Annotated in this window: 26 protein-coding genes; 16 read left to right on the top strand and 10 right to left on the bottom strand. The window is 62.9% G+C overall.

Annotated elements, in window-relative coordinates; all coding sequences use genetic code 11:
* Positions 1-26: 26 nt before the first annotated feature.
* Positions 27-923, top strand: coding sequence for a TIGR01777 family oxidoreductase (locus ACLLJI_RS06485; RefSeq protein WP_434619315.1), 897 nt, complete (start codon positions 27-29; stop codon positions 921-923).
* A gap of 104 nt (positions 924-1,027) precedes the next feature.
* Here the strand turns inward: ACLLJI_RS06485 and ACLLJI_RS06480 are convergent, their stop codons facing one another.
* Entirely contained in the window at positions 1,028-3,040 is a 2,013-nt protein-coding gene (locus ACLLJI_RS06480; protein WP_434619312.1) for a protein kinase domain-containing protein, read from the bottom strand.
* A 105-nt stretch (positions 3,041-3,145) separates the two neighbouring features.
* On the opposite strand from ACLLJI_RS06480, the gene lipB reads away from it, so the two are divergent.
* Genes lipB through ACLLJI_RS06465 form a run of 3 tightly spaced genes read left to right on the top strand, consistent with a single transcriptional unit; the run spans position 3,146 to position 5,666 of the window.
* On the top strand, positions 3,146-3,862 hold the full coding sequence (lipB, locus tag ACLLJI_RS06475) for a lipoyl(octanoyl) transferase LipB (protein WP_434621298.1): 717 nt from the start codon (positions 3,146-3,148) through the stop codon (positions 3,860-3,862).
* A complete protein-coding gene (gene lipA, locus ACLLJI_RS06470) occupies positions 3,859-4,863 on the top strand; it encodes a lipoyl synthase (protein ID WP_434619309.1) in 1,005 nt (334 codons plus the stop codon). The genes lipB and lipA overlap by 4 nt, the downstream gene beginning before the upstream one ends.
* A 32-nt stretch (positions 4,864-4,895) precedes the next feature.
* The gene (locus ACLLJI_RS06465) at positions 4,896-5,666 is read left to right on the top strand and encodes a DUF4191 domain-containing protein (protein ID WP_283560760.1); all 771 of its coding nucleotides are present in this window, start codon (positions 4,896-4,898) and stop codon (positions 5,664-5,666) included.
* 242 nt (positions 5,667-5,908) lie between these two features.
* Here ACLLJI_RS06465 and ACLLJI_RS06460 read toward each other — a convergent pair whose 3' ends face one another.
* Both ACLLJI_RS06460 and ACLLJI_RS06455 read right to left on the bottom strand, forming a co-directional pair.
* A complete protein-coding gene (locus ACLLJI_RS06460) occupies positions 5,909-8,185 on the bottom strand; it encodes a putative transposase (RefSeq protein ID WP_434619306.1) in 2,277 nt (758 codons plus the stop codon).
* A gap of 533 nt (positions 8,186-8,718) precedes the next feature.
* On the bottom strand, positions 8,719-9,156 hold the full coding sequence (locus ACLLJI_RS06455; protein WP_283560761.1) for an RDD family protein: 438 nt from the start codon (positions 9,154-9,156) through the stop codon (positions 8,719-8,721).
* 196 nt (positions 9,157-9,352) lie between these two features.
* On the opposite strand from ACLLJI_RS06455, the gene glnA reads away from it, so the two are divergent.
* Entirely contained in the window at positions 9,353-10,777 is a 1,425-nt protein-coding gene (gene glnA, locus ACLLJI_RS06450; protein WP_283560762.1) for a type I glutamate--ammonia ligase, read from the top strand.
* A gap of 5 nt (positions 10,778-10,782) precedes the next feature.
* Here the strand turns inward: glnA and ACLLJI_RS06445 are convergent, their stop codons facing one another.
* Complete coding sequence (locus ACLLJI_RS06445) at positions 10,783-11,862, bottom strand: tyrosine-type recombinase/integrase (RefSeq protein WP_434619301.1); 1,080 nt, start codon at positions 11,860-11,862, stop codon at positions 10,783-10,785.
* Positions 11,837-12,451 carry a helix-turn-helix domain-containing protein gene (locus ACLLJI_RS06440; RefSeq protein WP_434619298.1) on the bottom strand — a complete coding sequence of 205 codons (615 nt, stop codon included), beginning with the start codon at positions 12,449-12,451 and terminating at the stop codon, positions 11,837-11,839. The genes ACLLJI_RS06445 and ACLLJI_RS06440 overlap by 26 nt, the downstream gene beginning before the upstream one ends.
* A gap of 97 nt (positions 12,452-12,548) precedes the next feature.
* On the opposite strand from ACLLJI_RS06440, the gene ACLLJI_RS06435 reads away from it, so the two are divergent.
* From ACLLJI_RS06435 to ACLLJI_RS06385, 11 genes are all read left to right on the top strand, one after another.
* Positions 12,549-12,749, top strand: coding sequence for a helix-turn-helix transcriptional regulator (locus ACLLJI_RS06435; protein WP_434619295.1), 201 nt, complete (start codon positions 12,549-12,551; stop codon positions 12,747-12,749).
* On the top strand, positions 12,746-13,408 hold the full coding sequence (locus ACLLJI_RS06430) for a hypothetical protein (protein ID WP_434619292.1): 663 nt from the start codon (positions 12,746-12,748) through the stop codon (positions 13,406-13,408). The genes ACLLJI_RS06435 and ACLLJI_RS06430 overlap by 4 nt, the downstream gene beginning before the upstream one ends.
* 134 nt (positions 13,409-13,542) lie before the next feature.
* Positions 13,543-14,970 carry a DNA primase family protein gene (locus tag ACLLJI_RS06425; RefSeq protein ID WP_434619289.1) on the top strand — a complete coding sequence of 476 codons (1,428 nt, stop codon included), beginning with the start codon at positions 13,543-13,545 and terminating at the stop codon, positions 14,968-14,970.
* Between the two features lie 123 nt (positions 14,971-15,093).
* Complete coding sequence (locus tag ACLLJI_RS06420) at positions 15,094-15,279, top strand: hypothetical protein (RefSeq protein WP_434619286.1); 186 nt, start codon at positions 15,094-15,096, stop codon at positions 15,277-15,279.
* Positions 15,276-15,452 carry a hypothetical protein gene (locus tag ACLLJI_RS06415; RefSeq protein ID WP_434619283.1) on the top strand — a complete coding sequence of 59 codons (177 nt, stop codon included), beginning with the start codon at positions 15,276-15,278 and terminating at the stop codon, positions 15,450-15,452. The genes ACLLJI_RS06420 and ACLLJI_RS06415 overlap by 4 nt, the downstream gene beginning before the upstream one ends.
* Before the next feature lie 38 nt (positions 15,453-15,490).
* On the top strand, positions 15,491-15,997 hold the full coding sequence (locus ACLLJI_RS06410) for a transposase (RefSeq protein WP_434619019.1): 507 nt from the start codon (positions 15,491-15,493) through the stop codon (positions 15,995-15,997).
* A 23-nt stretch (positions 15,998-16,020) separates the two neighbouring features.
* Complete coding sequence (locus ACLLJI_RS06405) at positions 16,021-16,983, top strand: IS3 family transposase (protein WP_434619016.1); 963 nt, start codon at positions 16,021-16,023, stop codon at positions 16,981-16,983.
* A 260-nt stretch (positions 16,984-17,243) separates the two neighbouring features.
* A complete protein-coding gene (locus ACLLJI_RS06400) occupies positions 17,244-17,492 on the top strand; it encodes a hypothetical protein (protein WP_434619280.1) in 249 nt (82 codons plus the stop codon).
* 10 nt (positions 17,493-17,502) lie between these two features.
* Complete coding sequence (locus ACLLJI_RS06395) at positions 17,503-18,009, top strand: hypothetical protein (RefSeq protein WP_434619277.1); 507 nt, start codon at positions 17,503-17,505, stop codon at positions 18,007-18,009.
* A gap of 189 nt (positions 18,010-18,198) precedes the next feature.
* Entirely contained in the window at positions 18,199-19,017 is an 819-nt protein-coding gene (locus ACLLJI_RS06390) for a phage major capsid protein (protein WP_434619274.1), read from the top strand.
* Positions 19,018-19,099: 82 nt separating this feature from the next.
* Positions 19,100-19,345: a hypothetical protein gene (locus tag ACLLJI_RS06385; protein ID WP_434619271.1), complete on the top strand. Its 246-nt coding sequence runs from the start codon at positions 19,100-19,102 to the stop codon at positions 19,343-19,345.
* 657 nt (positions 19,346-20,002) lie between these two features.
* On the opposite strand, the gene ACLLJI_RS06380 is transcribed toward ACLLJI_RS06385, so the two are convergent.
* The 5 genes from ACLLJI_RS06380 to ACLLJI_RS06360 all read right to left on the bottom strand — a co-directional run bounded on the left by ACLLJI_RS06380 (position 20,003) and on the right by ACLLJI_RS06360 (position 25,818).
* Positions 20,003-21,406: an IS1182 family transposase gene (locus ACLLJI_RS06380; protein WP_434621093.1), complete on the bottom strand. Its 1,404-nt coding sequence runs from the start codon at positions 21,404-21,406 to the stop codon at positions 20,003-20,005.
* Positions 21,407-22,080: 674 nt separating this feature from the next.
* Positions 22,081-22,296: an AsnC family protein gene (locus tag ACLLJI_RS06375; RefSeq protein WP_434619268.1), complete on the bottom strand. Its 216-nt coding sequence runs from the start codon at positions 22,294-22,296 to the stop codon at positions 22,081-22,083.
* Positions 22,297-22,503: 207 nt separating this feature from the next.
* Complete coding sequence (locus tag ACLLJI_RS06370) at positions 22,504-23,415, bottom strand: glutaminase (protein WP_434619265.1); 912 nt, start codon at positions 23,413-23,415, stop codon at positions 22,504-22,506.
* 91 nt (positions 23,416-23,506) lie between these two features.
* Positions 23,507-24,277, bottom strand: a complete 771-nt coding sequence (locus tag ACLLJI_RS06365; RefSeq protein WP_434619262.1) for an amino acid ABC transporter ATP-binding protein — start codon at positions 24,275-24,277, stop codon at positions 23,507-23,509.
* Positions 24,274-25,818, bottom strand: coding sequence for an amino acid ABC transporter substrate-binding protein/permease (locus ACLLJI_RS06360; RefSeq protein WP_434619259.1), 1,545 nt, complete (start codon positions 25,816-25,818; stop codon positions 24,274-24,276). Before ACLLJI_RS06360 ends, ACLLJI_RS06365 begins: the two co-directional genes overlap by 4 nt.
* Positions 25,819-26,005: the final 187 nt, after the last annotated feature.

The following is a 26,005-nucleotide window of genomic DNA, read 5'->3' as shown; positions in this document are numbered from 1 at the left end:
GGTGGCTGCTGTGATGTGATGGCTCTATGCGAATCCTCATATCCGGCGGCTCAGGACTGCTCGGCTCGGCCGTCAGTCAGCATCTCACCGCCCAGGGGCATCGGGTGACCAGTCTGGTCCGCCGTCGCGCCCGCAGTTCCGCTGAGGTACAATGGGACCCGGCCGGCCGGGAACTGGATCCGCACCGGATGGACAGTATGGACGCCGTCGTCAACCTTTCCGGCGCGGGACCGGCGGACCGCCCATGGACGCGGAGCTACGTAGAAACGCTGTATGAATCGCGAATCGGTTCCACCGCTACACTGGTCCGTGCCATGGAACAGGCGGACAACCCGCCCCCGGTCTTCCTCAGCCAGTCCGGAACGGGATATTACGGGAACGTTGACTCCGCCGCAGTGGACGAGACGGGTTCATCAGCCACGGATTCCCTGCTGGCGGATATTTGCCGGCGCTGGGAAGATGCGGCCTTGGCTGCCCCGGATGGGGTGCGCACGGTAGTGATGCGAACGGGCGTCGTCGTCACCCGGTATGGCGGAGCGATCGGCAAACTGCTGCTGCCATTGAAAGCCGGCGTCGGAGGGCCGCTGGGCAGCGGCCGGCAGTACTGGCCCTGGATTTCATTGCCGGACGACGTCGCCGCGATGGAATTCCTGCTGCATAACGACATCCATGGACCTGTCAACCTGTGCGCGCCGGAGCCGGTGCAGGTGGATGACTTGGTGGCCGCGTTGGCGCAGGCGCTGGGAAAGCCCGCACGCCTGCGCGTCCCCGAGTTCGTTCTCGCTGCCGCGCTGGGCCGGCTAGCCGACGAAATGCTGCTCACCAGCACCCGCGCGGTACCCGGGGTGCTGCTGGAACACGGCTTCAGATTTATCCATCCGACGGCGTCCGCCGTGGCGCAGTGGGTGGCCGGCACCGATTGACCGGCACCGACGGCCCGGCGCGGTGACCGGCACGAATGGTAATGCCCAGGGGCATTACGGACAGATCGGTACCCAGCAAAGAGATCAGCCCACGGTCCGCCCCGTCAATTGGCCGGCAAGTGAACCTCGGCTATCCGCCAGTGCCCTTGCTCCTCCCGTTGCAGCACGAACAACAGCTCTTGGGTTGCCGCGTCGGGCTGGGAGCGGACCACCACTCCTTGCTGGTCCTGCTCGGCGAAACCGCTGGTGACGGTGGTCGCATTGAGGCGTGCCGAATCGGGCAAATCGTCGGCCAGTTCGTGGGAACTGAGGACCTGGCTTTCCAGACCGGTGAGCCTGTGCTTGTCCTTCTGCAGCAGGGCGGCGACCGCCGCATCCGCAGCCATGGCGGGTGAATCTGCGATATCCACATGCTTCAATAGGTCCGCTTGGCCGGAGGAAAATGCATATGAGCGCAGCCATGCCAGCGCGCCCAGGGCCTCCGCGGGGTCCTCAGCGCCCAGCTTGGCGCGGATCGTGTCCGGCACGGCCAGGGTCGCCAGCGCATCCTCTGGAGGCTCCGGCCCGCCCGCGCCCTCCACCGGCGCTAGTCGACCGGTTCCGCCGACATCCGGGCGCCAGATAAGCATGCCGGCGCTCACCACCAGGAGGAGAACCACGGCCGAGGCGAAAGTGCGGAGCATCCGGACCATGCCGCTGGCGCGAAGATGTATCTCCTCACGACTCCTGGCTCGGGCCTGTCCCTCCTCACGGCCTCCGGCGTGGGCCTGTCCCTCCTCAGAGCTCCAGTCCCGACGGCGAACGCCGCCATGGCCCCGACGGAAGTATCTGCGGCGAGGACGGAAGTCTCTGCGGCTAGGACCTCCGGCTCCTGTTCCGTCGCCGAGGCGCGCAGCCATGCCCATTCCGGCCGCCCCAATGCGTTCGTTCGACCCGGGGAACACGCTCCCCGCTCCAGCCACGCCGTCTCCGGCCAGACTCCGTCCAGCCGGGCCCCGTCCAGCCGGGCCCCCTCCTGCCAGACCCGATCCAGCCTGGCCGCCACGGCCGCTCACCCGGCGCCATCCTCGCCTGCGGAAACCTGCTGATCCATGACGCCGCCCCTCCGGGTGACCGGGTCTGGAGAGCTGCCGCAGGCGTGTCCAGCTTCCAGGCCGGTACCAATGCACGGTCGGACGCCGCACCTGGCGCCGGGTGAGCAAATCCGGCAAAACGCTGGGATGGACTGAGGCTGACAGATCGATGACGGCGGCGGGAGCGCTGCGGTACACCGCCTGTGCAAATTCAAGCGCCGTCGGCCGCCGCATCGGGACTTCCTGCAGTCCGGCTTCAAGAGCCGCCGCGAGCTCTTCTGGCACGCCCGGAACTAAGGCCGATAGGGGCGGCCGGAACTCGGTTTCCCTGGGAACCTGTCCGGTGAGGGCGAACCAACCCACCGCGGCCGCAGCATAGACGTCACCGGCCGGGTCCAGCGCCGCCTCGCCGCCGTCGCCGGAATAAGCAGCGGCGTCAGCGGTGAAGCCCTGAGTGCCGGTCCTGAACTGCACGGCATCCCCGACCATCCTGGCCACGCCAAAATCTGCGAGAAGCGGTTTGCCCTGTGCGGTAAAGAGAACATTGCCCGGTGATACGTCCCGGTGTGCGACCCCCTCGGAATGCAGATAACCCAGCACCTGTGCCAGTGGGGTCAGGACCGTGACGCACTCGCCGATGCTGAGCGGGCCGCGCGCGGCGACCAGGGCCGCCAGCGATCCACCGGGCGCGTACTCCATCAGCAGGGCTCTCCCGCCGGTCCACGCGCCGCCGAGCCCGGCTGCGGAGTGGACCGTCAGTAAATGGTCGTGTGTGAAATTCGCCAGGATCCGCAACTCCCGCGCCAACGACGCGTCCGAGGCCCCGGTCAGGGATTCCTCCGGCGGAAAACACTTGGCCGCCAGCAGCCTCCCCGTTGTCTCATGTTGTACGAGCCATACCTGCGCACTGGCTCCGGTTCCCAGCAGCCTCTCGGCATGGTAGCCCGGAAGCACCGGGCGGGTGTCCGGATCGTCGTCGAACGACAGAGCCAAACCGTCGTCTGGCGGCCTTACCGAACTGTCGTCGGAAGCGAAATTGTCCATAGCTCAGGGATAGACCAAAATCCCGAATCGTGCAGAAGTTATGCACAGGTCATCTGCGGCTGGACGGATTTAGTGCCTGAGACCAACAGGTCTACCCTTGACCTCATGACTCTTGAGTTCAGCGAGGTCGGATTCGCTCCGGAATTTGTCGATTACACGCAGGCGTGGGACCTGCAGCGCAAGCTGCACGACGACGTCGTCGCCTCCACGGCGCCCAGCACGGTCCTGCTGCTGGAACATTCCGCCGTCTACACGGCCGGAAAACGGACCGAGGAGCACGAACGGCCCTTTGACGGTACGCCCGTGATCGCCGTGGACCGCGGGGGCAAGCTGACCTGGCACGGTCCCGGTCAACTGGTGGGCTACCCCATCGTGGCACTGAAGGATCCGCATGGCATCCGGGAGTACGTTCGTATTCTCGAGGAAATCATCATCAACGTCCTTCGCGAGTACGCCATTGCGGTCACCCGGGTCGGCGGACGCGCGGGCATCTGGATCGAGGCGGACGACCGAGGACCGACGCGCAAAATCGCGGCCATCGGGATCCGCGTGCATGAGGGCGTCACAATGCATGGCTTTGCGATCAACTGCAACAATGATCTGGCACCTTACTCAATGATCATCGCCTGCGGCATCACTGATGCCGGTATCACTTCCATCTTGGCAGAGACCGGGCGGGACGTTGGGCCGACCGATCTGGTGGCCCGGATCACTGAAGAATTTTGCAAGTACGAAGGGGCGCTCATTGCCCCGGACGTTCACGACGAAGCGATCGGACGCAGTCCCACAGGACCGGCGCCGGCAGAAGGAGTTTTACTGTGACCTTGGCACCCGAAGGCCGCAAGATGTTGCGTATCGAGCAGCGCAACTCCGAGACCCCGGTCGAGCGGAAACCCGAATGGATCAAAGCCAAGGTCAAGATGGGCCCGGAATATATCGGGTTGAAGAACCTGGTGAAGAAAGAAGGGCTGCATACTGTCTGCGAGGAAGCGGGCTGCCCAAACATCTTCGAGTGCTGGGAAGACAAGGAAGCGACGTTCCTGATCGGCGGGGCACAGTGCACCCGCCGCTGCGACTTCTGCCAGATTGATACCGGCAAGCCTTCCCCGCTGGACCGTCTCGAACCCACCAAGGTGGCCCGCTCCGTGCGCGCGATGAACCTGCGTTATGCCACGGTAACCGGAGTGGCCCGCGATGACCTGCCGGACGAAGGTGTCTGGCTCTATGCCGAAACCATCCGCAAAATCCACGAGCTGAATCCGGGCACCGGCGTCGAAATCCTCATTCCGGATTTTTCCGGAAAACGTGAACACATTGCGGCGATCTGCGACTCCCGTCCTGAGGTCTTTGCCCACAATGTGGAAACCGTCCCGCGCATCTTTAAGAGCATCCGTCCCGCGTTCCGCTATGAGCGCTCGCTCGACGTGATCAGCCAGGGCCGGGATTTGGGCATGGTCACCAAATCCAACGTGATCCTGGGGATGGGCGAAACCCGCGAGGAAGTATCGCTGGCATTGCGGGATCTGCACGAGGCGGGCTGTGACCTGATCACGATCAACCAGTATCTGCGTCCTAGCGAACGCCACCATCCGGTGGACCGTTGGGTTAAGCCGCAGGAGTTTGTGGAACTGGCGCAGGAAGCCGAAGAAATCGGTTTCCTCGGTGTGATGGCTGGCCCGCTGGTTCGTTCGTCATACCGTGCCGGACGGTTGTGGGCCACGGCGATGCGCAAGAAGGGCCTGACGATTCCCGAGGAGCTGGCACACATTGCCGACTCCGGCTCCACCCGCCAAGAGGCGGCAACGCTTCTGGCCGCTCATTAACCGCTTCAATTACCGATAGAATTAATTCCACTATGGCCAAATCCACCAGCTCCGCATCCACCAGCCCCGACGCACCCAAGCGGAAGCTGTTTTCACGCCGCTCCAAGAACGGTGCCTCCGCCGTCCCGAAGAAGCAGGGGCGCGTCAAGCAGATGGTGGAAATCTTCAAGATGACCCGCCGCCACGACCCGAATGTCCCGTGGCTGATGCTGCTGGTCTTCCTCGGCGTCGTTGTTGTGGGTCTGGTGCTGGGAATCTTCGTCTTCAGCGGCAACTGGATCACCGGGCTGATCCTAGGCATCGCCCTCGGTCTGCTGGGGGCGCTGCTGGTGCTTTCTCGGCGTGCCGAGCGCGCCGCTTTCGCCCAGATTGAAGGCAAACCGGGAGCGTCCGGCGCGGCCCTGAATACGCTCAAGCGCGGCTGGATCGTTGAAGAGCAGCCGGTCGCGGTCAACCCGCGCACCCAAGACGCTGTCTTCCGCGCCATCGGCCGGCCGGGCATCGTACTGATCACGGAGGGCCCGTCCGCCAGGGTGCGCCCGCTGGTCGATTCCGAGCGCAAGCGGCTGAAGCGGATCCTGCCCAACGTCAGCGTTCATGTCATTGAAACGGGCCGCGGCGAAGGACAGGTTGAGCTGAGCAAGCTGACCAAGAAGCTGCAGAAGTTCAAGCCGGAGCTGACCAAGGTGGAGGTCGGCGCGGTCAGCAAGCGCATCTCCTCGCTGGGGAACAAGCTGCCTATCCCGAAGGGCATCGACCCGTACAAGGCGCGTCCGGACCGCAAGGCCGCCCGCGGCCGTTAGAGACGTTCCGTCAATGGCCTGGCGTTAGTGATGTGCCGTCAAAGGCCGGCTGTTAGAGATGTGGTGTTAGAGATGTGCCGGCAAAGGCCGGGTGTTAGAGATGTGGTGTTAGAGATGTGCCGGCAAAGGCCGGGTGTTAGAGATGTGGTGTTAGAGATGTGCCGGCAAAGGCCGGGTGTTAGAGATGTGCCGGCAAAGGCCGGGTGTTAGAGATGTGCCGGCAAAGGCCCAGGACTCCTGACCTAGCGCTTTATTCGCTGAGCGACGTTTCGCGTTTCTTTTGTCTCGAATCGCAGGATCCGGTCCGTGCCTGGGTAACGGGTTTCGGTGCTGGTGAGGTGGTCGCAGAGTTCGGCGATCGCGGCCGTGGGCCGTTTGGTGGGGAGGGGGTCGAGGCGGATGGTGAGGTAGCCGTCCCGGCCGGGGTCGATGTCGCCGCTGGTCGTGAGGGCCTGCCGGATCAGGGCGTGGGCTTCGTCGTCGGCGCGGGCGTAGCCGGTGTTGGTGCGGATCTCCCTGGCCAGGGTGGTGGCGGTGTTGAACGCGGCCATCCGGATCGCGTGGGTGAGCAGTTTCGTCTCGGTGTCCAGGACCTGCTGGCCCGGGGCGATGTCACCAAGGGGTACCCGGGCCGGGATCTCCTTATGCACCGCCTGCGCCTCCTCGAAGACGGTTTGGGCGGTGAAAAGGTCCGCGGTGATCGCGTTGTGCCCGGCATTGGTGATCAGGACCGTGGCCGTTCCCGGCGCCGGGGTCCGGGCCGCCAGCAACGCGGCATCGGTGTCGGCGAGGGCCTTCCCGTACCGGGTTTTGGCGGTAAGTACGTTCTGGTAGGCCTTGCGTTTGGCCGGGTTCGGCACCGACCGTTCCGGATCGTCATCGGTACTGGTGTAGGCGTCGTGGGAATCCAGGGCGAAGCGGATCCTGGCGTAGCGGAAGTAGTTCTCCTGCCGCCACCTGGCACCCATACGGTAAATCGCTTCCCCGGTAGCGAGGTCTGTGTCGGTGGTGAGGATGTGGATCTGCCGTAACCCGCCTGCCGGGACCTTGACCTTGCGGCTGATCTGGCGCATCGACAACACTTCCCCGGTAGTTCCGACAGGCACCTCGACCCGGATGTCGGCCGCGGCCCAGGTCCGGGTTTGTCCGTGTTCGTCGGTGTGCGTGACCTCGCTGAAGAGGGAGTCGTCGATGTCCCCGGTGGTGCCCTTGCGCCAGGTCAGCACATCAAAACCTGCTGAACTCATGTGTTGGAACAGGGCCGGGGACCAGCCGCCCCGGTCGAAACCGACCAGGACCGGGCGGTCATCGCCGATGATGGTGCGCAGGGTCGGCAGGAGCCGGCGCAGTTCCCCGGTCAGCGCGGCCCCGGGTTCGGCCATGACCACCAGCACCGGGGACCCGTGTCCGTCGGCGACCCAGGTCTCCTCGGTCGCCGGGACCGGGAACTTCAACCTCGTGGAATGGACCTTCCCGATCTTCCTCGTGCCCTGATAGGCGCGGACATGCCCGTCAACGTAGAGCACCGCGGCCAGACCCCCGCCCTCCTCGTCACCGCTGCCGTTCAGGTGTCTGGTTGCCATCGCGGTCAGCAGTTCCCCGGCCCTGCCGGTCCCGGCCAGGGCCGCGGTTTTGCGGCGGAGGGTTTTCACTTCCGGCGCCCGGTCCAGACCCAGCACCCGTCCCATCGCGACCGGGTCGATCCGGGTTATCCCCTCGGCCCGGGGTTCCCCGGCCAGGGCCTGAAACACCGCCCCGGTGAGGATGGTGTCCAGACCGTAAAACCCGTTCGGCAACGCCCCGAACACCTCCTTCGCACACTCCAGCAATCCGGTGTTCACCAGGGCGGGCAGGGCCAGGAACAGCCCGGCCAACGGCACCCGGGCCGCCGGGGCGAACACCGGGGCCGCGCATTCCAGCAGCCCGGTCCGGGCCCAGGCCCGTTCCCCGGACCGGTCCGCCGCAGCCGGCAGAACCGGCAGCCCTTCCGCCGGTTCGGTGATGACGGGACCGGCTTCCGGGTCCTGCCGGGACGGGTGCGCAGTGGCCGGTTCCTGTGCGGCGGTTTCCATGGCCAATGTCCGCCGGACGGTGAATTCGGAGACACCCACTTTCGCACCGACTGCGCGCAGTGGCAGGCCGGTGGAGCGCAAGGCGCGGATCTCGGACATCATGGATTCCGTCAGCCGGCTGGGCCCCCTCGGGCCCGGCTTTTCCGGGGCCAGACCCAACACCCCATCCATGGCCAGGACCTGGCGCCAGCGCCACAACGTGCCCGGATCCACACCGAAAGCGGCAGAAATCTCCGCCACCGACGCGGCCTTAATGTCCGCCAGTTTCGCCGCCGTGAACCGGCGCGTCGCGGTGTCCCCGACATCCCAGGCGTAAGAGAGTTCCCCATGAACAAAAGCCCTGCCACCCGTCTCATCCTCGACCAGCGACACCGCCAGACCAATCGGGACGGCACCGGCGTCCATGGCCATCGGAAGGGGCAGTTGAGATGTCATCACGCCCATCATCCACCCCTCCCGAAGCCGCCGATTATCTTGCTTAGATTCTATCGCGTCTGAGGGAAAATTAACAGCCGACCACTCAACAAAAACACCGGAATCACACGGAAGCCATCGCGACAGTCACGCCCTATGTCCAGAGTCCTGAGGCCGGGTGTTAGAGATGTGCCGGCAAAGGCCGAGTGTTAGGGGCCTGCCGTCATAGGCCTGACGTTGGAGGCCTGGTGCGGTATGGCGTTGGATCTCCAGCCAAGACGTGATCGTCCCCCGAGGACAAATCGCCAGACAAGCTGTAAGGAGGCGCCGCTCATCCTGGGCGGCGCCTCTTTGCGGTTACCGCGGAACGGGGAAAAATTGCGGCCGCGGATCGTTTGCAGCGGCGCGATTTATGCGGCCGCGGATCGTTTGCAGCGGCGCGATTTTTGCGGCCGCGGATCGTTTGCCTCCGCAGGATGATTTCAGCTGCACGATGTTTACGCCAGGGCTTGTTCCTGATGCGGAATGGTTGCACGCCTGAAAAAGCCAACTCCGGTGAACTTCCATTACATGCGGACGAGCTTGGTGTTCATCGCCTTGTCGTGGAGCCCCCGGTGGTCCGCGTCCACTATGGCCACAGGGATCACCAGTGCCAGCAGCAGCGTGCGGACCACAGCCGCCAGCGGGCCGGCCGGGCCGCCGTCGAGCCTTGTCACGTGAATGCCGGCAATCCGGTGACCAATGCTGTAACCCAACGTGCCCACCAGCAGAATTTGTTCCAGGATGAAAATGCCCAGGATTCCGGTGGAGTTTCCGTTCAACAGCAGGTGCGCTATCAGGTAGCACAATCCCCAGTCGATGCAGATCGCCAGGATCCGCCGTCCGGCCCGGGCCATCGAGCCGGGGCCGGATTCCGGCAGGCCGAGCCGCTCCCCGGGGTATTTGGAAATTCCAGAGGTATCAGGGCCGCTGAGCCAGGAGCCGATGTCTTTACGATCCACCACGTCTCAAGCGTACCCGTGCCACCGATGCGGGCCGGACCGTATGCCGCCGTTAGACTTGGGGTAAACGGCGATCCCGTAACCTCCCCGAAACAATGCAGACACTCCCGGGTAATCCCGTGTGCCTAGTCTGGTAACAGTTGCAGTTGCACTATTCGGCCGCTCGCGGCCGGACACCCCTTATGCGTAAGGAGCATAGATGTTCAAGAACGCGGACGAAGTCCTCAAATACATCAAGGACGAAGACGTTAAGTTCGTCGATATCCGATTCACCGATCTGCCAGGGGTACAGCAGCACTTCAATGTTCCCGCGAAAAGCGTCGATGCGGACTTCTTTGTCCACGGCCAACTCTTCGATGGTTCCTCCATCCGCGGTTTCCAGGGCATTGCCGAGTCGGACATGCAGCTTATCCCGGACGTGACCACCGCATTCGTTGATGCCTTCCGGCTCGAGAAGACCCTGGCGCTGAACTTCTCCATCGTCAATCCGCGCACCGGAGATCCGTACCACCGGGATCCCCGCGGCGTTGCCGAGAAGGCCGAGGCCTACCTGGCCTCCACCGGCATTGCCGACACCGCGTTCTTCGGTTCGGAGGCGGAATTCTTCGTCTTCGACAACGTGCAGTTCGAGTCCTCTCCGCAGGGGTCCTTCTACAAGATCGATTCGATCGAAGCCAACTGGAACAGTGGTCGCGAGGAAGAGGGCGGCAACCTCGGTTACAAGACTCCGGTCAAGGGCGGTTACTTCCCGGTGGCTCCGGTTGACCACCAGGCAGATCTGCGCGATGCGATGTGCATCGAGCTGGACAATGTTGATCTGGAAGTGGAGCGCTCCCACCATGAAGTCGGCGCTGCCGGCCAGGCGGAGATCAACTACAAGTTCAACACCCTGGTCCACGCCGCGGATGATCTGCAGAAGTTCAAATACGTGATCAAGAACACCGCGTGGCAGTGGAACAAGTCCGTGACGTTCATGCCCAAGCCGGTCTTCGGTGACAACGGCTCCGGCATGCACTGCCACCAGTCACTGTGGAACGGCGGCGAGCCGCTGTTCTACGATGAGAAGGGCTATGCGGGTCTGTCCGACCTGGCGCGCTGGTACATTGGCGGCCTGCTCAAGCACTCCTCCGCCGTGCTGGCCTTCACCAACCCGACGGTCAACTCCTATCGCCGCCTGGTCAAGGGGTTCGAGGCGCCGGTGAACATGGTCTACTCCCAGGGCAACCGCTCCGCTGGTATCCGCATTCCGATTACCGGGTCCAACCCGAAGGCCAAGCGCCTGGAGTTCCGTGCCCCCGATGCCTCGTCCAACCCGTACCTGGCCTTCGCCGCTCAGCTCATGGCCGGTCTGGACGGTATCAAGAACCGAATTGAACCCCCGGCGCCGATTGACAAGGATCTCTACGAGCTGCCCGCCGAGGAGGCCAAGGACATTCCCAAGGCGCCGGGTTCCCTGGAGGAAGCGCTGCAGGCCCTGGCCGATGACAATGAGTTCCTGCAGGCCGGCGGGGTCTTTACCCAGGACCTGATCGACACCTGGATCGAGTACAAGTACGAATACGAGATCCGCCCGCTGTCCCTGCGCCCGAACCCGTACGAGTTCGAGCTCTACTACGGGGTGTAGCTAGATCAAAGGGAAGTAGCGGCCTCAGTCCGCACGGAGTCCGCACGAGCTGCCAGGACACTAGCGACGGCAGCGCGTGCGGACTCATCTTTGTCCGGCCACATATGGCTGTACGTGTCCAGCGTCGTTTTTGCTGAAGCGTGGCGCAGCCTGTTCTGCACCACCTTCACATCAAGCCCGGAAGCGATCAGGAGCGAGGCGAAATAGTGCCTCAGGTCATGAAAGCGGAATCCCTCCGGCAAGCCCTCCACGGCCACCCTGACAGCCCGGAATGCGTCCTCGATGAAGTGGGGGGACACCGACCGGCCAAACTCACTGGTCACGATGGTGTCACTCCCCCACTTTGCCGCGTTCCTGGACAGTTCGAGGGCCAACTCCTGAGGTATCGGGATAGGAGTCTTCGAAACTTCCGTTTTCAGCGGCTCCGCCGGGTATTGGATGGCCGGCGCGATGACGCCCCGCATGAAGTCAATGTCGGTGTTCCGCAGCGCGGCAACCTCTGCGATCCGCAGCCCGGCAAACGCGCCCAGGAGGACTGCGGCACGCATGCTCTCGGGCATCCGGTCATGCAACGCCCAGACCTGCGCCGTAGTGGCCACGTAGGGCCGCTGTTTGCCCATCGCCGGAGACGTTCGCCGGCTGCATGGTGACTTGGGGATGATCCCGTCATGCACGGCATCGGCCATGATTTGAGCAAGCCGCGAATGGATCGCGTAGATTGTTGAATCCGCGTAACCTGAGTCCTTGAGTTTCACCGTCCAAGCCTTGACCTCGGACGGGCGGACCTGGGCAAGCTGCTTGGAGCCGAACGCCTCCACAATGTGCTTGACATGCACTCCGGCCTGACGGACCGATGACGCCCGTTTGCTGCCGTAGCCGATCAGCCAGGACTCACACCATTCAGTGACCGTGAGCCGTGCCATTTTCGGATCAACATAGGCGCCGGTCATGATACTGGCGGTAACCCCGTCAAGCCACTTCTGAGCGTCGATCTTCCGCTGGAAGTGCTGAGAGTGTTCCTTGCCGTCAGCGTCCCGATACCGGGCACGCCACGCGCCGTCAGGCCTCTTCTTGATGCTCGCCATTGTCATTATCCAGTCCGCGATCAAGACCAACATGACGCCTAGCAAAGGCAGCTAGTACATCAACTATTTGGTCAACTTCTTCCTGTGAACTCAGGTCAACGTACTCGTTATCTTCAACGGGCCAGCGGCTGATTCTGTGTGCAATCCAATCCACATATTCCGACGGAGAAGAAGGAGTGCCGAAATCCTCATCCGTCAGACTTGCCAAGAGTTCAGGATGCTTTGTCAAATGCGCTCTCGTCTCCGCGATGGACCACGCCGCGCTAGCTAGTGGTTCCGCTAGGAGCTGTAGGTTTCTGTTCGCGGCCCTCCGGATGCTCTGTAACTCCTGCGATGGTGTCTTAGATCCGCTGACAAGCCATTCCAGATCTGTATTTAGAACTTCCGCAATGGTCAAAGCTTCAATCAGGCGTACCGATCGCGTGCCCTTTTCAATCCTCGACACCGCAGAGGCATCAACGGGCATTCCTTTAGTGGTCAACTGTTCGGCAAAATCCCGCTGACTCAACTTCATCAGCTTCCGCATCATTGCTACGGCTGCTCCGAACTCTTCCTCGGCCGAACCCGGGATGGACTCATTTTGTTGCATGAGGAACATCGTATGCGCTTGACAGCAACACTGCCAACACTTACCGTTGAATTGTTGACTTCGACAAGCGCTGTCAGTGAGAACAAATGGAGACAAGATGGAAACCGTAAAGGCCATGAAGCTACTCACGCTGGATGAGGTGGCAGAGATGCTGCGCAAGTCCCCGGCCCAGCTCCGATGGATGCGCCACAACAGCAGCGGCCCTAAGTGCGCCAAGCTCGGAGGCCGGGTCATGTACCGAGAGGCCGACGTTGTCGACTGGATAAACGCCGCGTTCGACGCTGAGGTGTCCAAGTGAAGTTCACGCCGGGCACCCGCGTTCGGTGGGCAACCCGTGACGTGGAAGGGACCGTCCTGGATGACCACGCCGCCGACTTCCCGGACTTCATCGCCATTCAGTGGGACAACGGGGACCGGACGTTCTCAGCCCCGACCCACCTCAATATCCAGACAGTAAAAGACCGTGACGCCTCGCCAAAGTCCGTCACGGCCAAGAAATCAGCACCTATCAAAATGGAGATTCCTATGAACAAGCCTATCAAGACCCCCACGACAGTGCGCGAACTCGGCGACCTCGCCGACGGGCTCGGCCTGACCCCCATGGAAGTTTGGGGATTGATCGATGGCGCGCTGGGCGACAGGTGGTGGGACCACGGTCTTGGTGAAGTTACGTTCACCACCCAGGCCCCTGCCACTATCAAGCGTCCTTCCGGCTACCTCCGCGAGAAGGGTCGCAAAGGAACCGAGGCACGCAAGGCCCGCTTTGCCGGCCCGGAGCGCGTGGCCAGGGGATGGATTCTGACGCCGACCTGGAACGCGAAGACGAACCAGCACGCCATCGAGATGTGGAGCGCGGTAGACGCCAAGCTGACGCCCGCCGATGCCCGCAAGCTCGCCGTGGCGCTCATCGAGATGGCCGACGACGTAGAAGCCGCCAGCACGACCACGGAGGACTAAATGGACTTCGACGCGGCAGACATAGCGGCTTATCGTGCATGGTTCGCTGAAGAATATCCGGACTACGGGCACAAACTCGCCGCATGGGTAGACGTACTGGCCGCCCGCCGCGCCGACGATAGGACGGTGAGCGTATGACCACGACGCCCGACTACTTCGCCGCCGAAGCTTTCACGGATGACCTGCCGACAGCCCTACAGGCCGCTAACCTTGCAGCCGAGGGCGAACAGCATCGCGGACAGGCACGCATGGCCTACCGCCTCGCTGCCGCCTACGGCTCGCGGCTCATGTACGTTCGCGGCATTGGCTGGCATATCTGGGACGGGCAGCGATGGGCCGAGGATGAAAAGGACGCTGCCAAGAATGCCGTCTTGGATATCCTGCGCCAGGCACTTACTGAATCCCTCGATAACAGGGAACTGCGGACAGACGTTCGCAAATGTGAGTCATCGGCTGGCGTGGCCGGCGTGCTGGATCTCGCCTCAGCACTCCCGGCACTGCGGGCCGCGATTATCGACCTCGACGCCGACCCCTATTTACTCAACTGCGCTAACGGCACCCTTGACCTGCGCACCCGCCAGCTACGGGAACACAACCCCGCCGACAGGATTACACGAGTCACGCGGGGAGCGTTCGACCCCAACGCCGACAGGACCACATGGGACGGCTTTCTTGCCTCAGTCCTGCCAGACAATGACGAACGGGCCTACCTGCAACGAGTCATAGGCCAGAGCGCATACGGGCGCGTTAGGGAGCACCTTTTCCCCGTCCTGACCGGCAGCGGTTCCAACGGCAAGGGGACCGCCTACGGGGCCATTACAAACGCGCTGGGCGACTACGCAACCATCATCAACCCCGATCTACTCATGGCATCCGAGCGCGGCGGCGGTGGCCCGGAAATGATGACCCTGCTAGGCGCCCGTCTCGTTGTTGGTTCGGAGACCGACGAGGGCCGGCAGCTTGACGCCGCCACCATGAAGCGGCTGACCGGCGGCGACGAGCTCACCGCCCGGCGGCTGTACCAAGAGCCGGTGAAGTGGCTGCCTACTCACCAGCTGATCTACGTCACCAACCACCTGCCGAGGGTCAAGGGGAACGATCCGGCAGTGTGGCGCCGTATCCGCGTTGTTCCGTTCGACATCGTTGTGTCCGAATCCATGCGTGACCAGACGTTGCCGGAGCGCCTCGAACTGTCCGCTGACGCGATCCTGACATGGGCCGTCGAAGGTTGGTTCGACTATGAGGACAACGGCGGCATGAACGAGCCCGACACGGTGCGCCAGGCAACGGATGACTACCAAACGGAATCCGACGCGCTGAAAAGGTTCATTCAATCCGAATGCGTCACGAGCCCTCACGTTCACGTCACTACCCGTGAGATCTTCGGGGCATGGACAACATGGTCCGCGGCTGACGGTGCCGACGCACTGACCGAGCGGGCGTTTGCCAAGGAACTGGACCGGCTGGGCTACGAGGCCAAAAGGACGCGCATCGGAGCGTCAAGGGCTGGCATTGCACTACGTGCCGACGAGTCCGAACAGCACGAAAACGGGAGTTGGTGACGCTTGTGACGCTTCTCTGCAAACTCTTTCACGATAAAAGACATAGAAGAGTTTGCAAACATCCGTCACAAGCGTCACACATCGACCAAAGACCCCGGAAACAAGCGGAAAAGGAGAAACAGCATGAGCCGCCGACCCAAGGTCCACATCAAGCCCTACGACTGGAAGGCCTCGGACGGTGCCGCTACACCCGGCATCGGGATACACCACCACGGCGTGACCATCGCCCACTACACAATTGCCGAGGCAATCACCTTGGCAGACCGGCTGGTTGATCTGGCCGAACAAATGGAAAAGGAAGAATCATGACAATAACAGCACCTTGGATCTGCCCCGAATGTTCCGGCCCGTGGGTTAGGAACTTCGTGTTCGACCACGACCACGCCACGTGCAGCTTGGGCAAGGCTGACGACGCCACCCAGTACGCCGACTTTGAGCGGCTGCACCCCTATCAGCCAGACTCGTTAGAGACCGCTTCTTGAACGAGAATAGGGGCTGAAGGCAGGAGGGAAGTTTGACCATGACTACGACCACGAGCACCACTACACCAGCAGGAACCGGCCGGCCCGTACCGGAGGAATCAATCAGTCAGGCCCCGGGGTCCCCGGAGCAGGGCCCCCGGGCCAACCGGTCGGCACGCAGGACCTTTAGCGCCGAGTTCAAACGAGCGATCGTTCGGGAATACGATGCGGCACTGATGGGATCCAAGGGTGCGGTGCTGCGTCGCGAAAGGCTCTATGACTCCCATATCCAGGAATGGCGGGCCGCGTTCGAAGCGGGCACCCTCGACAAGCCGGCAGCCCGTCGGGGACGGCCGAAGAAAACATCCGAGCAGGTCCAGATCGACCAGCTGACCAAGGAACTGGTCGCGGAGCGGGCCTCGCACGAGAAGACTCGCGACCAGCTGGCTTCTTCGGATGCCGCCTTGGATACCTTGGGAAAAGGAGTCGCGTTCTTGGAAGCTCTCTCGTCGAAGAACGCGTTATCACCGGCATCGGATACCAGTCGTGGCAAGCAGAGACCGTAGCGGAGCTCAGCTCGCATCTCGGGGTGGTGAAGGCCTGCAAGCTGGTGGGCCGGTCCCGGGCCACCCATCACCGGCAGGCCAACCCCCAACCGCGGATGCATGGGCCTTGGCCCAAGGCCCAGCACCCGGCGGAGCTCTCGGCGGCGGAGCGTGCCCAGATCCTGACGGTACTCAACCGGCAGGACTACGCGAACCTTTCACCGACCCAGGTCTACGTCCGTGAGCTGGACGAGGGGAGGTATTGGTGCTCGCAGCGGAGCATGTACCGCGTCTTGGCGGAGGCCAAGATGGGCGGGGAACGGCGCCGACAGGCCACCCATCCACCTCGGGCGATTCCCGAGCTGATCGCCACCGAGCCGAACGACGTGTGGTCGTGGGACATCACCAAAATGCGTGGCCCGGCCAAGGGCATCTGGTACCACGCCTACGTGGTGCTCGATATCTTCTCCCGCTACGTGGTCGGTTGGCGGATCGAACGTATCGAAGACGGTCAGCTTGCCGCTGACCTCGTCCAGGAGATCGTTGCGCAGACCGGGCACCCGCCCGGGTATCTGCACGCCGATGGTGGGGCCGCGATGACCTCCAAAGCCCTGGCTTCGATGCTGGTGGACATGGACATCACCCGGTCGCATTCCAGACCCCACACAAGCAATGACAACCCATTTTCGGAGGCCCAATTTAAGACCATGAAATATGTCTCTGACTACCCGGATCGCTTCGCGTCCGTCAACGAGGCCAGAACCTGGATGGAAGGTTTCATCACCTACTACAACCACGAGCACCGTCACTCCGGGATCGGATACCACACCCCGGCCAGCGTCCATTACGGCACCGCCGAAGCCGTGCGTGAACAACGCCAAGCCACCCTGGACCGGGCGCACAACGCGCATCCCGAACGCTTCGCCCGCCGCCCAATCGCACCCCCGCTGCCCCTCAAAGCGGCGATCAACGACCCAGCGAAACGGGCCGAGCCCTCAGTTCATTAAAAACAAAGACTATGTCTCATTTGATTTGACAAATTCCGGCACACCAGGACCACCTTCGACCGGGCAGCAACAAACACAGAGCTTGAACTGTTCATCGCCATTGCCGGATACAGCCCCACCGAGGCGGAATTTCGGGCACCTACCGATCCAGTCCCCACGGCACCTGTCCCCATGACTACGGTGACAAATCGAGTGTCAGGCATCCACCACCGCATCGTTGCCGGACTGGACCCGGACACCCTCGCCAAGGAGGTCACGGCATGAGCGGCACACCACTTGCAGCCGGCGGCATGGATGCTCTCATCATGGAGCGCGCAGCACGGAAGGCCGCGGAACGTGCCCGAGTGAAGGCCCAGGCTGCCGCGAAGGAAGCCAACGAACGGGCCGAGCTGTGGGAACTCCGTTGCAAAGACACCGGACGTTCCCTGAAATGGTTCAAGGCCGAGTACAGGCGCTACAAGGAACTCCACGAGCAAGCCCAGATCAACAACAACATCTACGCAGACTAGGAATATGAACATGAACACCAAAACCAACATCAACGCCAACACCGAGACCGCCAGCACCACGCCCGAGGCCCCCGAGACACCTGTCACGCCGCCCGTACCGACCCCGCAGGCCCCCGCCGAGGCAGCAGAGCACCCAGAGGCCCCAGAGGCTCCCGAGGCCCCAGAGGGCAAGGCAGGCAGGGACGCCGCCAAGTACCGGAGACAGCTCCGCGACACCGAGGCCGAGCGCGACCAGCTTTCCGCATCCGTGGAAACGCTGCGAAAGCAGATCGTCGCCGGCAACATGCCACATGGCAGCAGCGCCGGGGCAGAACTCCTGTGGACTTCCGGTTGTAACCCCGCTGACTTGTTTGACGAAGCGGGCGCCCTGGATCCTGACAAGCTCACCACCGCGGTGCAAGACGTACACAAGCGCGTCGGGCTTCACTTCGGGCCGTCCCCCGTCCATGCATCCGGCACCGGGCACTACACCGGAACCGATGGCCCAACCTGGAGCGACGCACTAAAACGCAAATAAGCAACACACTGGAATAATTGAGCATAATGCTCAACAAACGGCCCCTGGACTGGTAGAATTGCCCTAGTGGTAAGACTGCAGGCCAGGGGCCGCACTTATTGCTAGACGCCCCAGGACGGGCACCCGGTAGGGGCTGGACCTCCCGGAAAAAGCACACTCACGCTAAATACCCGTCCCTTGGAGGACCAAATGTCTTTTCTTGAAGCTGCCGCATCCGGCATCCTGCCCCCCGAATACTCCGCACTGATCACCGGGCCAGTAGCTGCCCTGGCACTCCCGTTTGATCCGGCACTCGCTACCGTCGTCACCACCGGTAACGCCACCTTCAATGTCCCCATCGTCAAGAAGGACGCCGGCGCCGCTTGGGTAGTCGAAGGCGGCGAAATCACCCCCGACGATCCAACCATGGACGAGCTGACCATCACGCCTAGCAAGGTTGCCGGCCTGACCATCATTTCCCGCGAGCTCGCCGATGATTCCAGCACGGACGCACAGAAAATGGTCGGAGACGGACTCGCCCGCTCCATCGTTACGCAGATCAACACCGCATGGCTTGGCAGCGCACCCGCCCCGGCACAAAAGGGCCTCGGCTCCCTCGGAGTCAACACCACGGCGGTAACTGGCACACTCGCCAACTTGGACGTGTTCGCGGAAGCAATCTCCGCCGCTGAAATTGCCGGGTTCAACCTCACCGCGTTTGTAGTCCACCCCTCCGACGCCCTGGCCATTGCCAAGCTCAAGGACACGGGCAGCTCCAACAAGGCACTGCTGGACAACCCCCGCCAGATCCTTGGCCGCCCCCTGTTCGTCAGCGACAAGGCCACCGCAAAGACCATCTGGGGACTTGACGCAGTGCAGACCCTCACCGTCCTGCGGGAAGACGTACAGCTCGCCGTCAGCAATGAGGCCTACTTCAGCTCCGACAGGGTCGCCATCCGCGCATCCCTCCGCGTCGGGTTTGGATTCCCCCAGCCCAAGGCCGCCGTGAAGATCACCATCACCGCGTAACCAGGCAGCACACCATGAGGCCCCGCATCTTCACAGGTGCGGGGCCTTACTGCTTTCCATCACACACAGGAGACTTGACGCCATGAGCACCAACGACCGACGCCGCATCATTGCCGCCATCAACGCCGCGAACAACGGCGGACAAATCTGCTGCCCCACATGCGGAATCCCGCTCAACTACGACCGCGGCGGACTGCCCAACACCGCCAGTGCGAACGCCGCCGGAACAGTCACATGCCAACGCTGCGCACGGGACACAGCCCGAGAGCCCGACGCATCAAAGCCCCGTATAACCAAGCCCAACACTGCTACCAACTTCACCGGCTGACCCCAGGGAAGACACCCCTCCCACACACACGCCAGAAGCACCCCTAGGCTAAGCGATATATCCCCCCGAGGTTAGTAGCTCAGCGTTTAGGTGGAGGGCGGCGCGTCAAGCCCCGGAATGTAGGGGATTTTGGCGTACTTCGTAGAGAGCCCCGCGTGGAAAAAAGACGGTGAATAGAAGAGGCACTAAGCCAAGAGGAGTGCCTGCGTATGGGCCCCCACCCTCCCCTCCCCTGGGGTCGACGGGGAGGGCACAGGAAAAGCCCCTGGTGTCCGCGTGATGGACGGCCTATCTGTTGGAGGTGCTTGGCGAGGAGCCATTTAGGCTTGCCCGCATCGAGCGTCAACAGAGTGTGGTTATGCTGGCCACATGCAAAATTTCGACATCACCTTCATCTTTCCGACGGACGGCACTCCCGCCCCTGGCCAGTCAGTCCCTGTCCAATTCGGGGCTGAGTCCCTTGAGCACGCCAAGCGCCTAGGTGCATGGGTCGGTAGTGGTTTTAGCCGTTTGATGTTCGGCGGCGTGGCAGCCGATGAATCCTGATGCCGGTAATAATTTCCTTTGAAGGAGGCGCCCCCGCCCCGAGGGATCGTTCAGCGAGGTGTGAAGAGCCGCCGTTGGCGTCCCGGGGCTGCCCCGTTGCCGGCCCCCGTTCTACATCCGCGCCAGGGAGGCCGCCCGGGTGCGGTGGCTGAAGAGCTTCATTAGGTTGTGGCACCCTGCCAGCAACTCCCACTCACGCGCTGCCTTCTCCATGCCGCGCAGGAGCACGTTTTTGCCCTGCCGGGTCTTGATCTGGCCGAAGACCGGTTCAACGATCGCTTTGCGCCGGGCATAAATTTTCTTGCCCTTCTTGGTTTTGAGTTTCCGTCCCATCCGTTCTGCCAGGCTCGCGTTGGCCGGGATCCTGCCCCGGGGCGACTCGGGAATCGGCGTACCGTGTTTCATGCGTCGGGTGGAGATGAAGAACTCGGTTGAATGAGCCGTTTCAACGTCTTTGACGTGCTCGAGGTTGGCTGCCGAGCAATACCCGGCGTCGGCACTCCACGTCGTGGGCATTGCACCTACAGAGACAGCCGTGTGTTCGATCATGGGGGCCAGCTGCTGCACATCCACGGCCACGTTGTTCAATCTGGTGGCAACAATTACCTGGTGGTCAGCATCCACGACGGCCTGGCCGTTGTAGCAGTAATGGTATGAACCATCCGCGGTTTTCATGATCCGCGCGTCCGGGTCCGTGAAGTTCCGTTGCGCCGTGGGCTTCGGCTCGGCCTTCGCAGCGGCAGTGTCGCCGGCAGCGGTGATGTCCTCGTCATCATCGCCGCGGGACCGGGCCTTCTCTTCCGCGAGCTGGCGGGCCTTGGCAGCGGCTTCTTCCTCCAGTGAGGCACGGGCCGTGGCCATCGCCGCGGCCCGGGCCCGCCTGTTCGCCAGCTCCGCGGGGAGTTCGTCCCCGCGAGTGCCCGGCCCGAAGCGGGCGTCCTCGGCCGCGTCGACGGTCTTCGCCTCTTCCATCAGGTCGCTGATCTCATCGGCCAGGACCTTCTGCTTCGCGCTCAACCGGGCATAGCTCATGGCCTTGTGCCGGGACGCGTTGGCCCGCACCTTCGTCCCGTCCAGGGCCACCCTGCCCAGGGAGACCATACCCGCGGCCCGGCACAGTTCCAGGGCCTGGAGGAACACGTTCGCCAGGGCCGCGAGGTGGCGTTCGCGGAAACGGGCGATCGAGCGGAAATCAGGGGCCTGCTGCGCGGCCAGCCACCGGAACGCGACCACATCCGTACATGCCCGCTCCAACTCCCGCGAGGAGCGGACCCCGACACAATATCCGTACAGGACGATGCGCAGCATCAGGCGCGGATCATACGGCGGCTGGCCCTTGGCCTTCGCATAGGACTTGTAGAAGCGGGCCAGGTCCAGCTCCGTGTCCACCATTTCGGCAATGAACCGGGCCAGATGGTTTTGCGGCAGCCACTCATCCAGTGACGGCGGGACCAGCATCACCGCCTCGGGTTCAAACCCCCGGAACCGCTTCCTGGCCCCGCCGTTGGCATCCATCGGCTCATCAACGGCCGGAGGCACGAGGGGCCCCACGAGCGACTCGGCGAACAAACCATCCTGGGAACCGGCATCCATACCCCAATTCTCCCAGCCCCACATCCGGCAGCCCGGCTAATCCGCCGGCGTTTTAAATAATTCGCCGGCGTTTTAAAACTAGGACGGACTACTGACCCACGCACCTAGCGGATGCAATGATCGCGAAAAGGAGCCTTACGCACCGAACCGTCACCGGTGCTTTCCTCACCATGGCTGAGGATCACGTGACAGAGGTTACGAGGTGGAACCGGAATAGCGGATGGATGGACACGTAGTCCGCAGCGAGTCCGCAAGAAGTCCGCAAACGGCCCATTCCGGGCAATGCCATATTATAGGTGAAACCCCTAGAACACGCGGAAAATGACCCCTGCCAACCATACCCAATCATGCCTGTTTAGTTCGAGCTCTACTACGGCGTGTAGCCCGCTCTCCTCATCGACTGCGCAGCAGATGTCCGGTACACGCCGCTGAGGCACAACTGCCGCGCAATCAGTGAGAACGAGACAAGCGATGAAGAACGACGGCGACGGCCCCGCACCTAAGTGCGGGGCCGTCCGCGTGCGGGGCCGTCCGCGTGCGGGGCCGTCCGCGTGCGGGGCCGTCCGCGTGCATCGACGGGCGACGTGCCTGCCGGCTTATTGCTTCCCGTATTTCTTGTGGACCGCCTGCTTGCTGACACCCAGGCATGCTGCCACCGCCTCCCAAGAAAGCCCCGCCTGACGCGCCCTGCGCACCAGCGCGGCCTCGGTGCGCCCCACTTCCTTCTGTAGTTCAGCAACAGCGTGCAGGGCCTCCGCGGGGCCCATGCCATCCATCGATCCAACCATCGTCTTCAACCGGTTCACCTCCATGCGTCAACCATAGTTGACGCGACGTTTCAAGGTCAACCCAAGTTGACAACAGGATGTTGACGGGTTCCAGGCTTTACGACGGGTTCCCTGAGCGGTGGTGACCCGGTGCCGACGGTGGCTCCCGAGCGAGGTAACGGGGCGCGGTCTTGAGGTCTTGACAAGCTCGACCAGCGGTCAGAACCCAGCACTCACCAGCCCGGCGGCGGCTTAGAAGATGGACCAGCCGGTTCGGGTGGTGAACTCGTCCAGGGCCTCGACACCGGCCAGCGAGTTTCCGGATTTGCTCAGCCCCGGGCTCCAGACGCAGATGGTGCACCGGCCCGGTACCACCGCAACGATGCCACCACCAACGCCGCTTTTGCCCGGCAGCCCCACACGGTAGGCGAATTCTCCCGCCGCGTCGTACGTGCCGCAGGTGAGCATGACGGCGTTAATGCGTTTGGTCTGGCTCGGCGAGAGAAACTGGGTTCCGTCCGCAGCCACTCCGTTGCGGCCGAGGAACCTGCCGCCGACGGCCAGATCCCGACAGCTCATTTCCAGCGCGCACTGGTCGAAGTACTGCTCCAGCACCAGGTCCACGGGGTTTTCCAAGTTTCCGTAACTGGCCAGCAGATGCGCCAGGGAGGCATTGCGGTGCCCGAACTTCGCCTCGGAGGCCGCCACCAGTGGATCGGCTGCAATGCCCAGGTTCCCGCTCTCGCGGCGGAGCAGGTCCCGGACCGAGGCGCCGGCGTCGCCGGTGACGGTGATCAGCCGATCCGTCACCACCAGAGCGCCCGCATTGATGAACGGGTTGCGCGGAATGCCCTCCTCGGACTCCAGCTGAACCAGCGAATTGAATGGCGTCCCGGAGGGTTCCCGGAAGACGCGCTGCCAGATCCGGTCGCCGTCGCCGGCGAGCACCAACGCCAGGCTGAAGACCTTGGAAATACTCTGAATGGAAAACGGGGTGTCCCATTCGCCCGCGCCGTAGAGCTCGCCGTCGGCGGTGGCCACGGAAATGCCGAAGTGGTCCGCGCTGACGGAGCTCAGGGAGGGGATGTAATCGGCCACCGCTCCCGCGGCCGCCACGGGGCGGACGGCGCCGGCGATATCTTCAAGAAGATTCTGGATATCCATCCACACCTCATTCCTCGTTTTCGATGCTTCAGTTCAATCGGTTCCATGTTCAATCAATTTCCACGGTCACCGGTGGAAGCAGGATCTGCCGTTAGAGGACTTTGGCCAGGAAATCCTGCAGCCGTGGCTGCTGCGCATGGCTGAAGATGTCCGCCGGGCTGCCCTGCTCACAGATCAGCCCGTCGGCCATAAAAATGACCCGGTCCGCCACCTCGCGGGCAAACCCCATCTCGTGCGTCACCACCACCATGGTCATTCCTTCCTTGGCGAGGTCCCGGATCACCTGCAGCACTTCCCCTACCATTTCCGGGTCCAGGGCGCTGGTGGCCTCGTCGAAGAGCATGATCCCGGGGTTCATTGCCAGCGAGCGGGCAATGGCCACGCGCTGTTTTTGGCCGCCGGAGAGTGACGCCGGCCTGGCATCGGCCTTCCCTTCCAAACCCACGCGCCGGAGCAGGTCCATGCCTGTCTTCCGCGCCTGCACCTTGGTCTGCTTCTTCAGCTCCACCGGAGCCAGCGTGATGTTTTCCAGCACGGTCATGTGTGGAAAGAGGTTGAAGTGCTGGAACACCATTCCGATCTGCTGGCGGACCTTGTTCAGATCCACTTTCGGAGCGGTCAGGTCAATACCGTCCACTACCACCGAGCCGGCGGTGATGTCCTCAAGCTTGTTCAGACAGCGCAGAAAGGTTGATTTGCCCGAACCGGAGGGCCCGATCACGCAGACCACTTCCCCGTCCGCGACCTCAACGTCGATGCCCTTGAGGACCTCGTTGGCGCCGAAGGACTTTTTCAGACCCTTGACGGCAATTTTACTGACGGCACTCCTGCCGGCGGATTTACTGCTCGCGAGCTCGCTCATTTGTTGAACCTCTTATCCACGATGTTGGACAGCTTCGTCAGGATCATGATCCCGATGAAGTACATAGCGGCCACGATCAGCAGCGTTTCGCTGATGCGGAAGTTGTTGGAGTAGATCTGCTGGCCCTGGTAGAGCAGCTCGGCGAAGCCAATGGCCAGCAACAGCGAGCTGTCCTTGAGCAGGATGACCAGCTGGTTGATCAGCGACGGCGTCATGATTTTGAAAGCCTGAGGCACGACGACGCGGCGCATCGAGGTGCCGTAACCGAGCCCCAGGCTGCGGCTGGCTTCCAGCTGGCCGGGATCCACGGACTGGATGCCGCCGCGGACGATCTCGGTGACGTAGGCGGCCGAGTTCAGGCTCAAAGTCAGCACGCCCGCAACCCAGATATTGACCGGCTGCCCGATGATCTGCGGGAGGCCAAAGTAGAAGAAGAACGCCTGCACCAGCAGCGGCGTGCCGCGGAAAATGTTCACGAAGGTGGTGGCGATCCCGCGCAGCACTATGTTGTGGGAGACCTTCAGGAAACCGAAAAGCAGCCCCAGCAGCATGGCGAAGGCGAAGGAGATCAACGTGACGACGACGGTGTTCTGCAGGCCCTTGAGCAGCGCCGGCATGCTGCTGACCAACAGCGACCAAAAGCTGCTGTCCGCCGAGACGGTGTCCTGGGGGGACTTGAGGTATTTGTCCAGGATTGCCTGGTACTGGCCGTTGCTCTTGAGCTCCGCCAGGCCCTTGTTGAAGGCGGCCATCAGCTCCGCGTTCTGCCCCTTGTTGACAGCGAATCCATAGGAGCCGCCAGCTTCTTTTTCGGTCACGGTCTTCAGCCCGTTATTCTGGCTGACGCCGTAGGCCAGCACCGGGTAGTCGTCAAAGACGGCTGCCGCATTGCCGGATTTGACCAATTCGTACATCGTGGCTGACTGGTCGAGCGGCTTCACCGTGAAGCCGTACTTGCCCGCGATGGATTGAGCGAAGGTCTCCCCTTCGCTGCCGGTCTTCGCGGTAACCGTCTTTCCCTTCAGGTCCGCATAGCCCTTGATGTCCGTGTTGCTCTTGGCGACGGCCATCTGCACGCCGGAATCGAAATACGGATCGGAGAAGTCGTAGACTTTTTTCCGTTCGTCCGTGATGGACATGGCCGCAATCACCCCATCCACCTGCTTGGAGGACAGCGCCTGCAGTGCCGCGGCGAATCCCAGCGACTTCACTTCAACGGTGAAGCCCTGGCTCTTGGCCACGGCGCGGATGATATCCATGTCGATGCCGACCAGTTCCCCGCTGCTGTCCCGGAACTCAAACGGGGCGAAGGTGGTGTCCGTGCCGATGGTAAAGGTCTTACCGGCTACGTCCGACGGCGCCGCGACCGGCGCGGGCGCGACGGCACCGGAGCGGTCCGCCGGCTGGGCGGCCACGTGCGGCGCCGGAGACAGCGCCGCGGCACCAGAGGCCCCGAAAAACATGGCCAAAATGGTCAGCAACACACCCAGTGCGGCTACGCTGCCGCGCTGGGTCCGTCGGGCTGTCGATAGCCTCTGCATGTAATACAACCCCTCACAGGTTCCGGCCGGCCGCTTCGAAAGCCGACAAAGTACGGGGTTGACGCTACCCGTTATCCCCCGGCAGCGCGAAAAGGGAGGCAGCCCGGCGGGGCGGGGTCATCGGCACGGCCGCGCACCGCGGGTAAGGGCAGCCGCCACTCGCGCGCCTTAGCCGCGCCCGAGGGTG

Source organism: Arthrobacter sp. A5 (assembly GCF_051131705.1).
GTDB lineage: Bacteria > Actinomycetota > Actinomycetes > Actinomycetales > Micrococcaceae > Arthrobacter_M.
This window is presented reverse-complemented; position numbering and strand designations above follow the sequence as displayed.

Coding starts and splice junctions, on each gene's coding strand:
- ACLLJI_RS06485 (WP_434619315.1), top strand. CDS start 27: ATGCGAATCCTCATATCCGGCGGCTCAGGACTGCTCGGCTCGGCCGTC.
- ACLLJI_RS06480 (WP_434619312.1), bottom strand. CDS start 3,040: ATGGACAATTTCGCTTCCGACGACAGTTCGGTAAGGCCGCCAGACGAC.
- lipB (WP_434621298.1), top strand. CDS start 3,146: ATGACTCTTGAGTTCAGCGAGGTCGGATTCGCTCCGGAATTTGTCGAT.
- ACLLJI_RS06465 (WP_283560760.1), top strand. CDS start 4,896: ATGGCCAAATCCACCAGCTCCGCATCCACCAGCCCCGACGCACCCAAG.
- ACLLJI_RS06460 (WP_434619306.1), bottom strand. CDS start 8,185: ATGATGGGCGTGATGACATCTCAACTGCCCCTTCCGATGGCCATGGAC.
- glnA (WP_283560762.1), top strand. CDS start 9,353: ATGTTCAAGAACGCGGACGAAGTCCTCAAATACATCAAGGACGAAGAC.
- ACLLJI_RS06445 (WP_434619301.1), bottom strand. CDS start 11,862: ATGGCGAGCATCAAGAAGAGGCCTGACGGCGCGTGGCGTGCCCGGTAT.
- ACLLJI_RS06440 (WP_434619298.1), bottom strand. CDS start 12,451: ATGCAACAAAATGAGTCCATCCCGGGTTCGGCCGAGGAAGAGTTCGGA.
- ACLLJI_RS06435 (WP_434619295.1), top strand. CDS start 12,549: ATGGAAACCGTAAAGGCCATGAAGCTACTCACGCTGGATGAGGTGGCA.
- ACLLJI_RS06425 (WP_434619289.1), top strand. CDS start 13,543: ATGACCACGACGCCCGACTACTTCGCCGCCGAAGCTTTCACGGATGAC.
- ACLLJI_RS06420 (WP_434619286.1), top strand. CDS start 15,094: ATGAGCCGCCGACCCAAGGTCCACATCAAGCCCTACGACTGGAAGGCC.
- ACLLJI_RS06415 (WP_434619283.1), top strand. CDS start 15,276: ATGACAATAACAGCACCTTGGATCTGCCCCGAATGTTCCGGCCCGTGG.
- ACLLJI_RS06410 (WP_434619019.1), top strand. CDS start 15,491: ATGACTACGACCACGAGCACCACTACACCAGCAGGAACCGGCCGGCCC.
- ACLLJI_RS06400 (WP_434619280.1), top strand. CDS start 17,244: ATGAGCGGCACACCACTTGCAGCCGGCGGCATGGATGCTCTCATCATG.
- ACLLJI_RS06395 (WP_434619277.1), top strand. CDS start 17,503: ATGAACACCAAAACCAACATCAACGCCAACACCGAGACCGCCAGCACC.
- ACLLJI_RS06390 (WP_434619274.1), top strand. CDS start 18,199: ATGTCTTTTCTTGAAGCTGCCGCATCCGGCATCCTGCCCCCCGAATAC.
- ACLLJI_RS06385 (WP_434619271.1), top strand. CDS start 19,100: ATGAGCACCAACGACCGACGCCGCATCATTGCCGCCATCAACGCCGCG.
- ACLLJI_RS06380 (WP_434621093.1), bottom strand. CDS start 21,406: ATGGATGCCAACGGCGGGGCCAGGAAGCGGTTCCGGGGGTTTGAACCC.
- ACLLJI_RS06375 (WP_434619268.1), bottom strand. CDS start 22,296: ATGGAGGTGAACCGGTTGAAGACGATGGTTGGATCGATGGATGGCATG.
- ACLLJI_RS06370 (WP_434619265.1), bottom strand. CDS start 23,415: ATGGATATCCAGAATCTTCTTGAAGATATCGCCGGCGCCGTCCGCCCC.
- ACLLJI_RS06365 (WP_434619262.1), bottom strand. CDS start 24,277: ATGAGCGAGCTCGCGAGCAGTAAATCCGCCGGCAGGAGTGCCGTCAGT.
- ACLLJI_RS06360 (WP_434619259.1), bottom strand. CDS start 25,818: ATGCAGAGGCTATCGACAGCCCGACGGACCCAGCGCGGCAGCGTAGCC.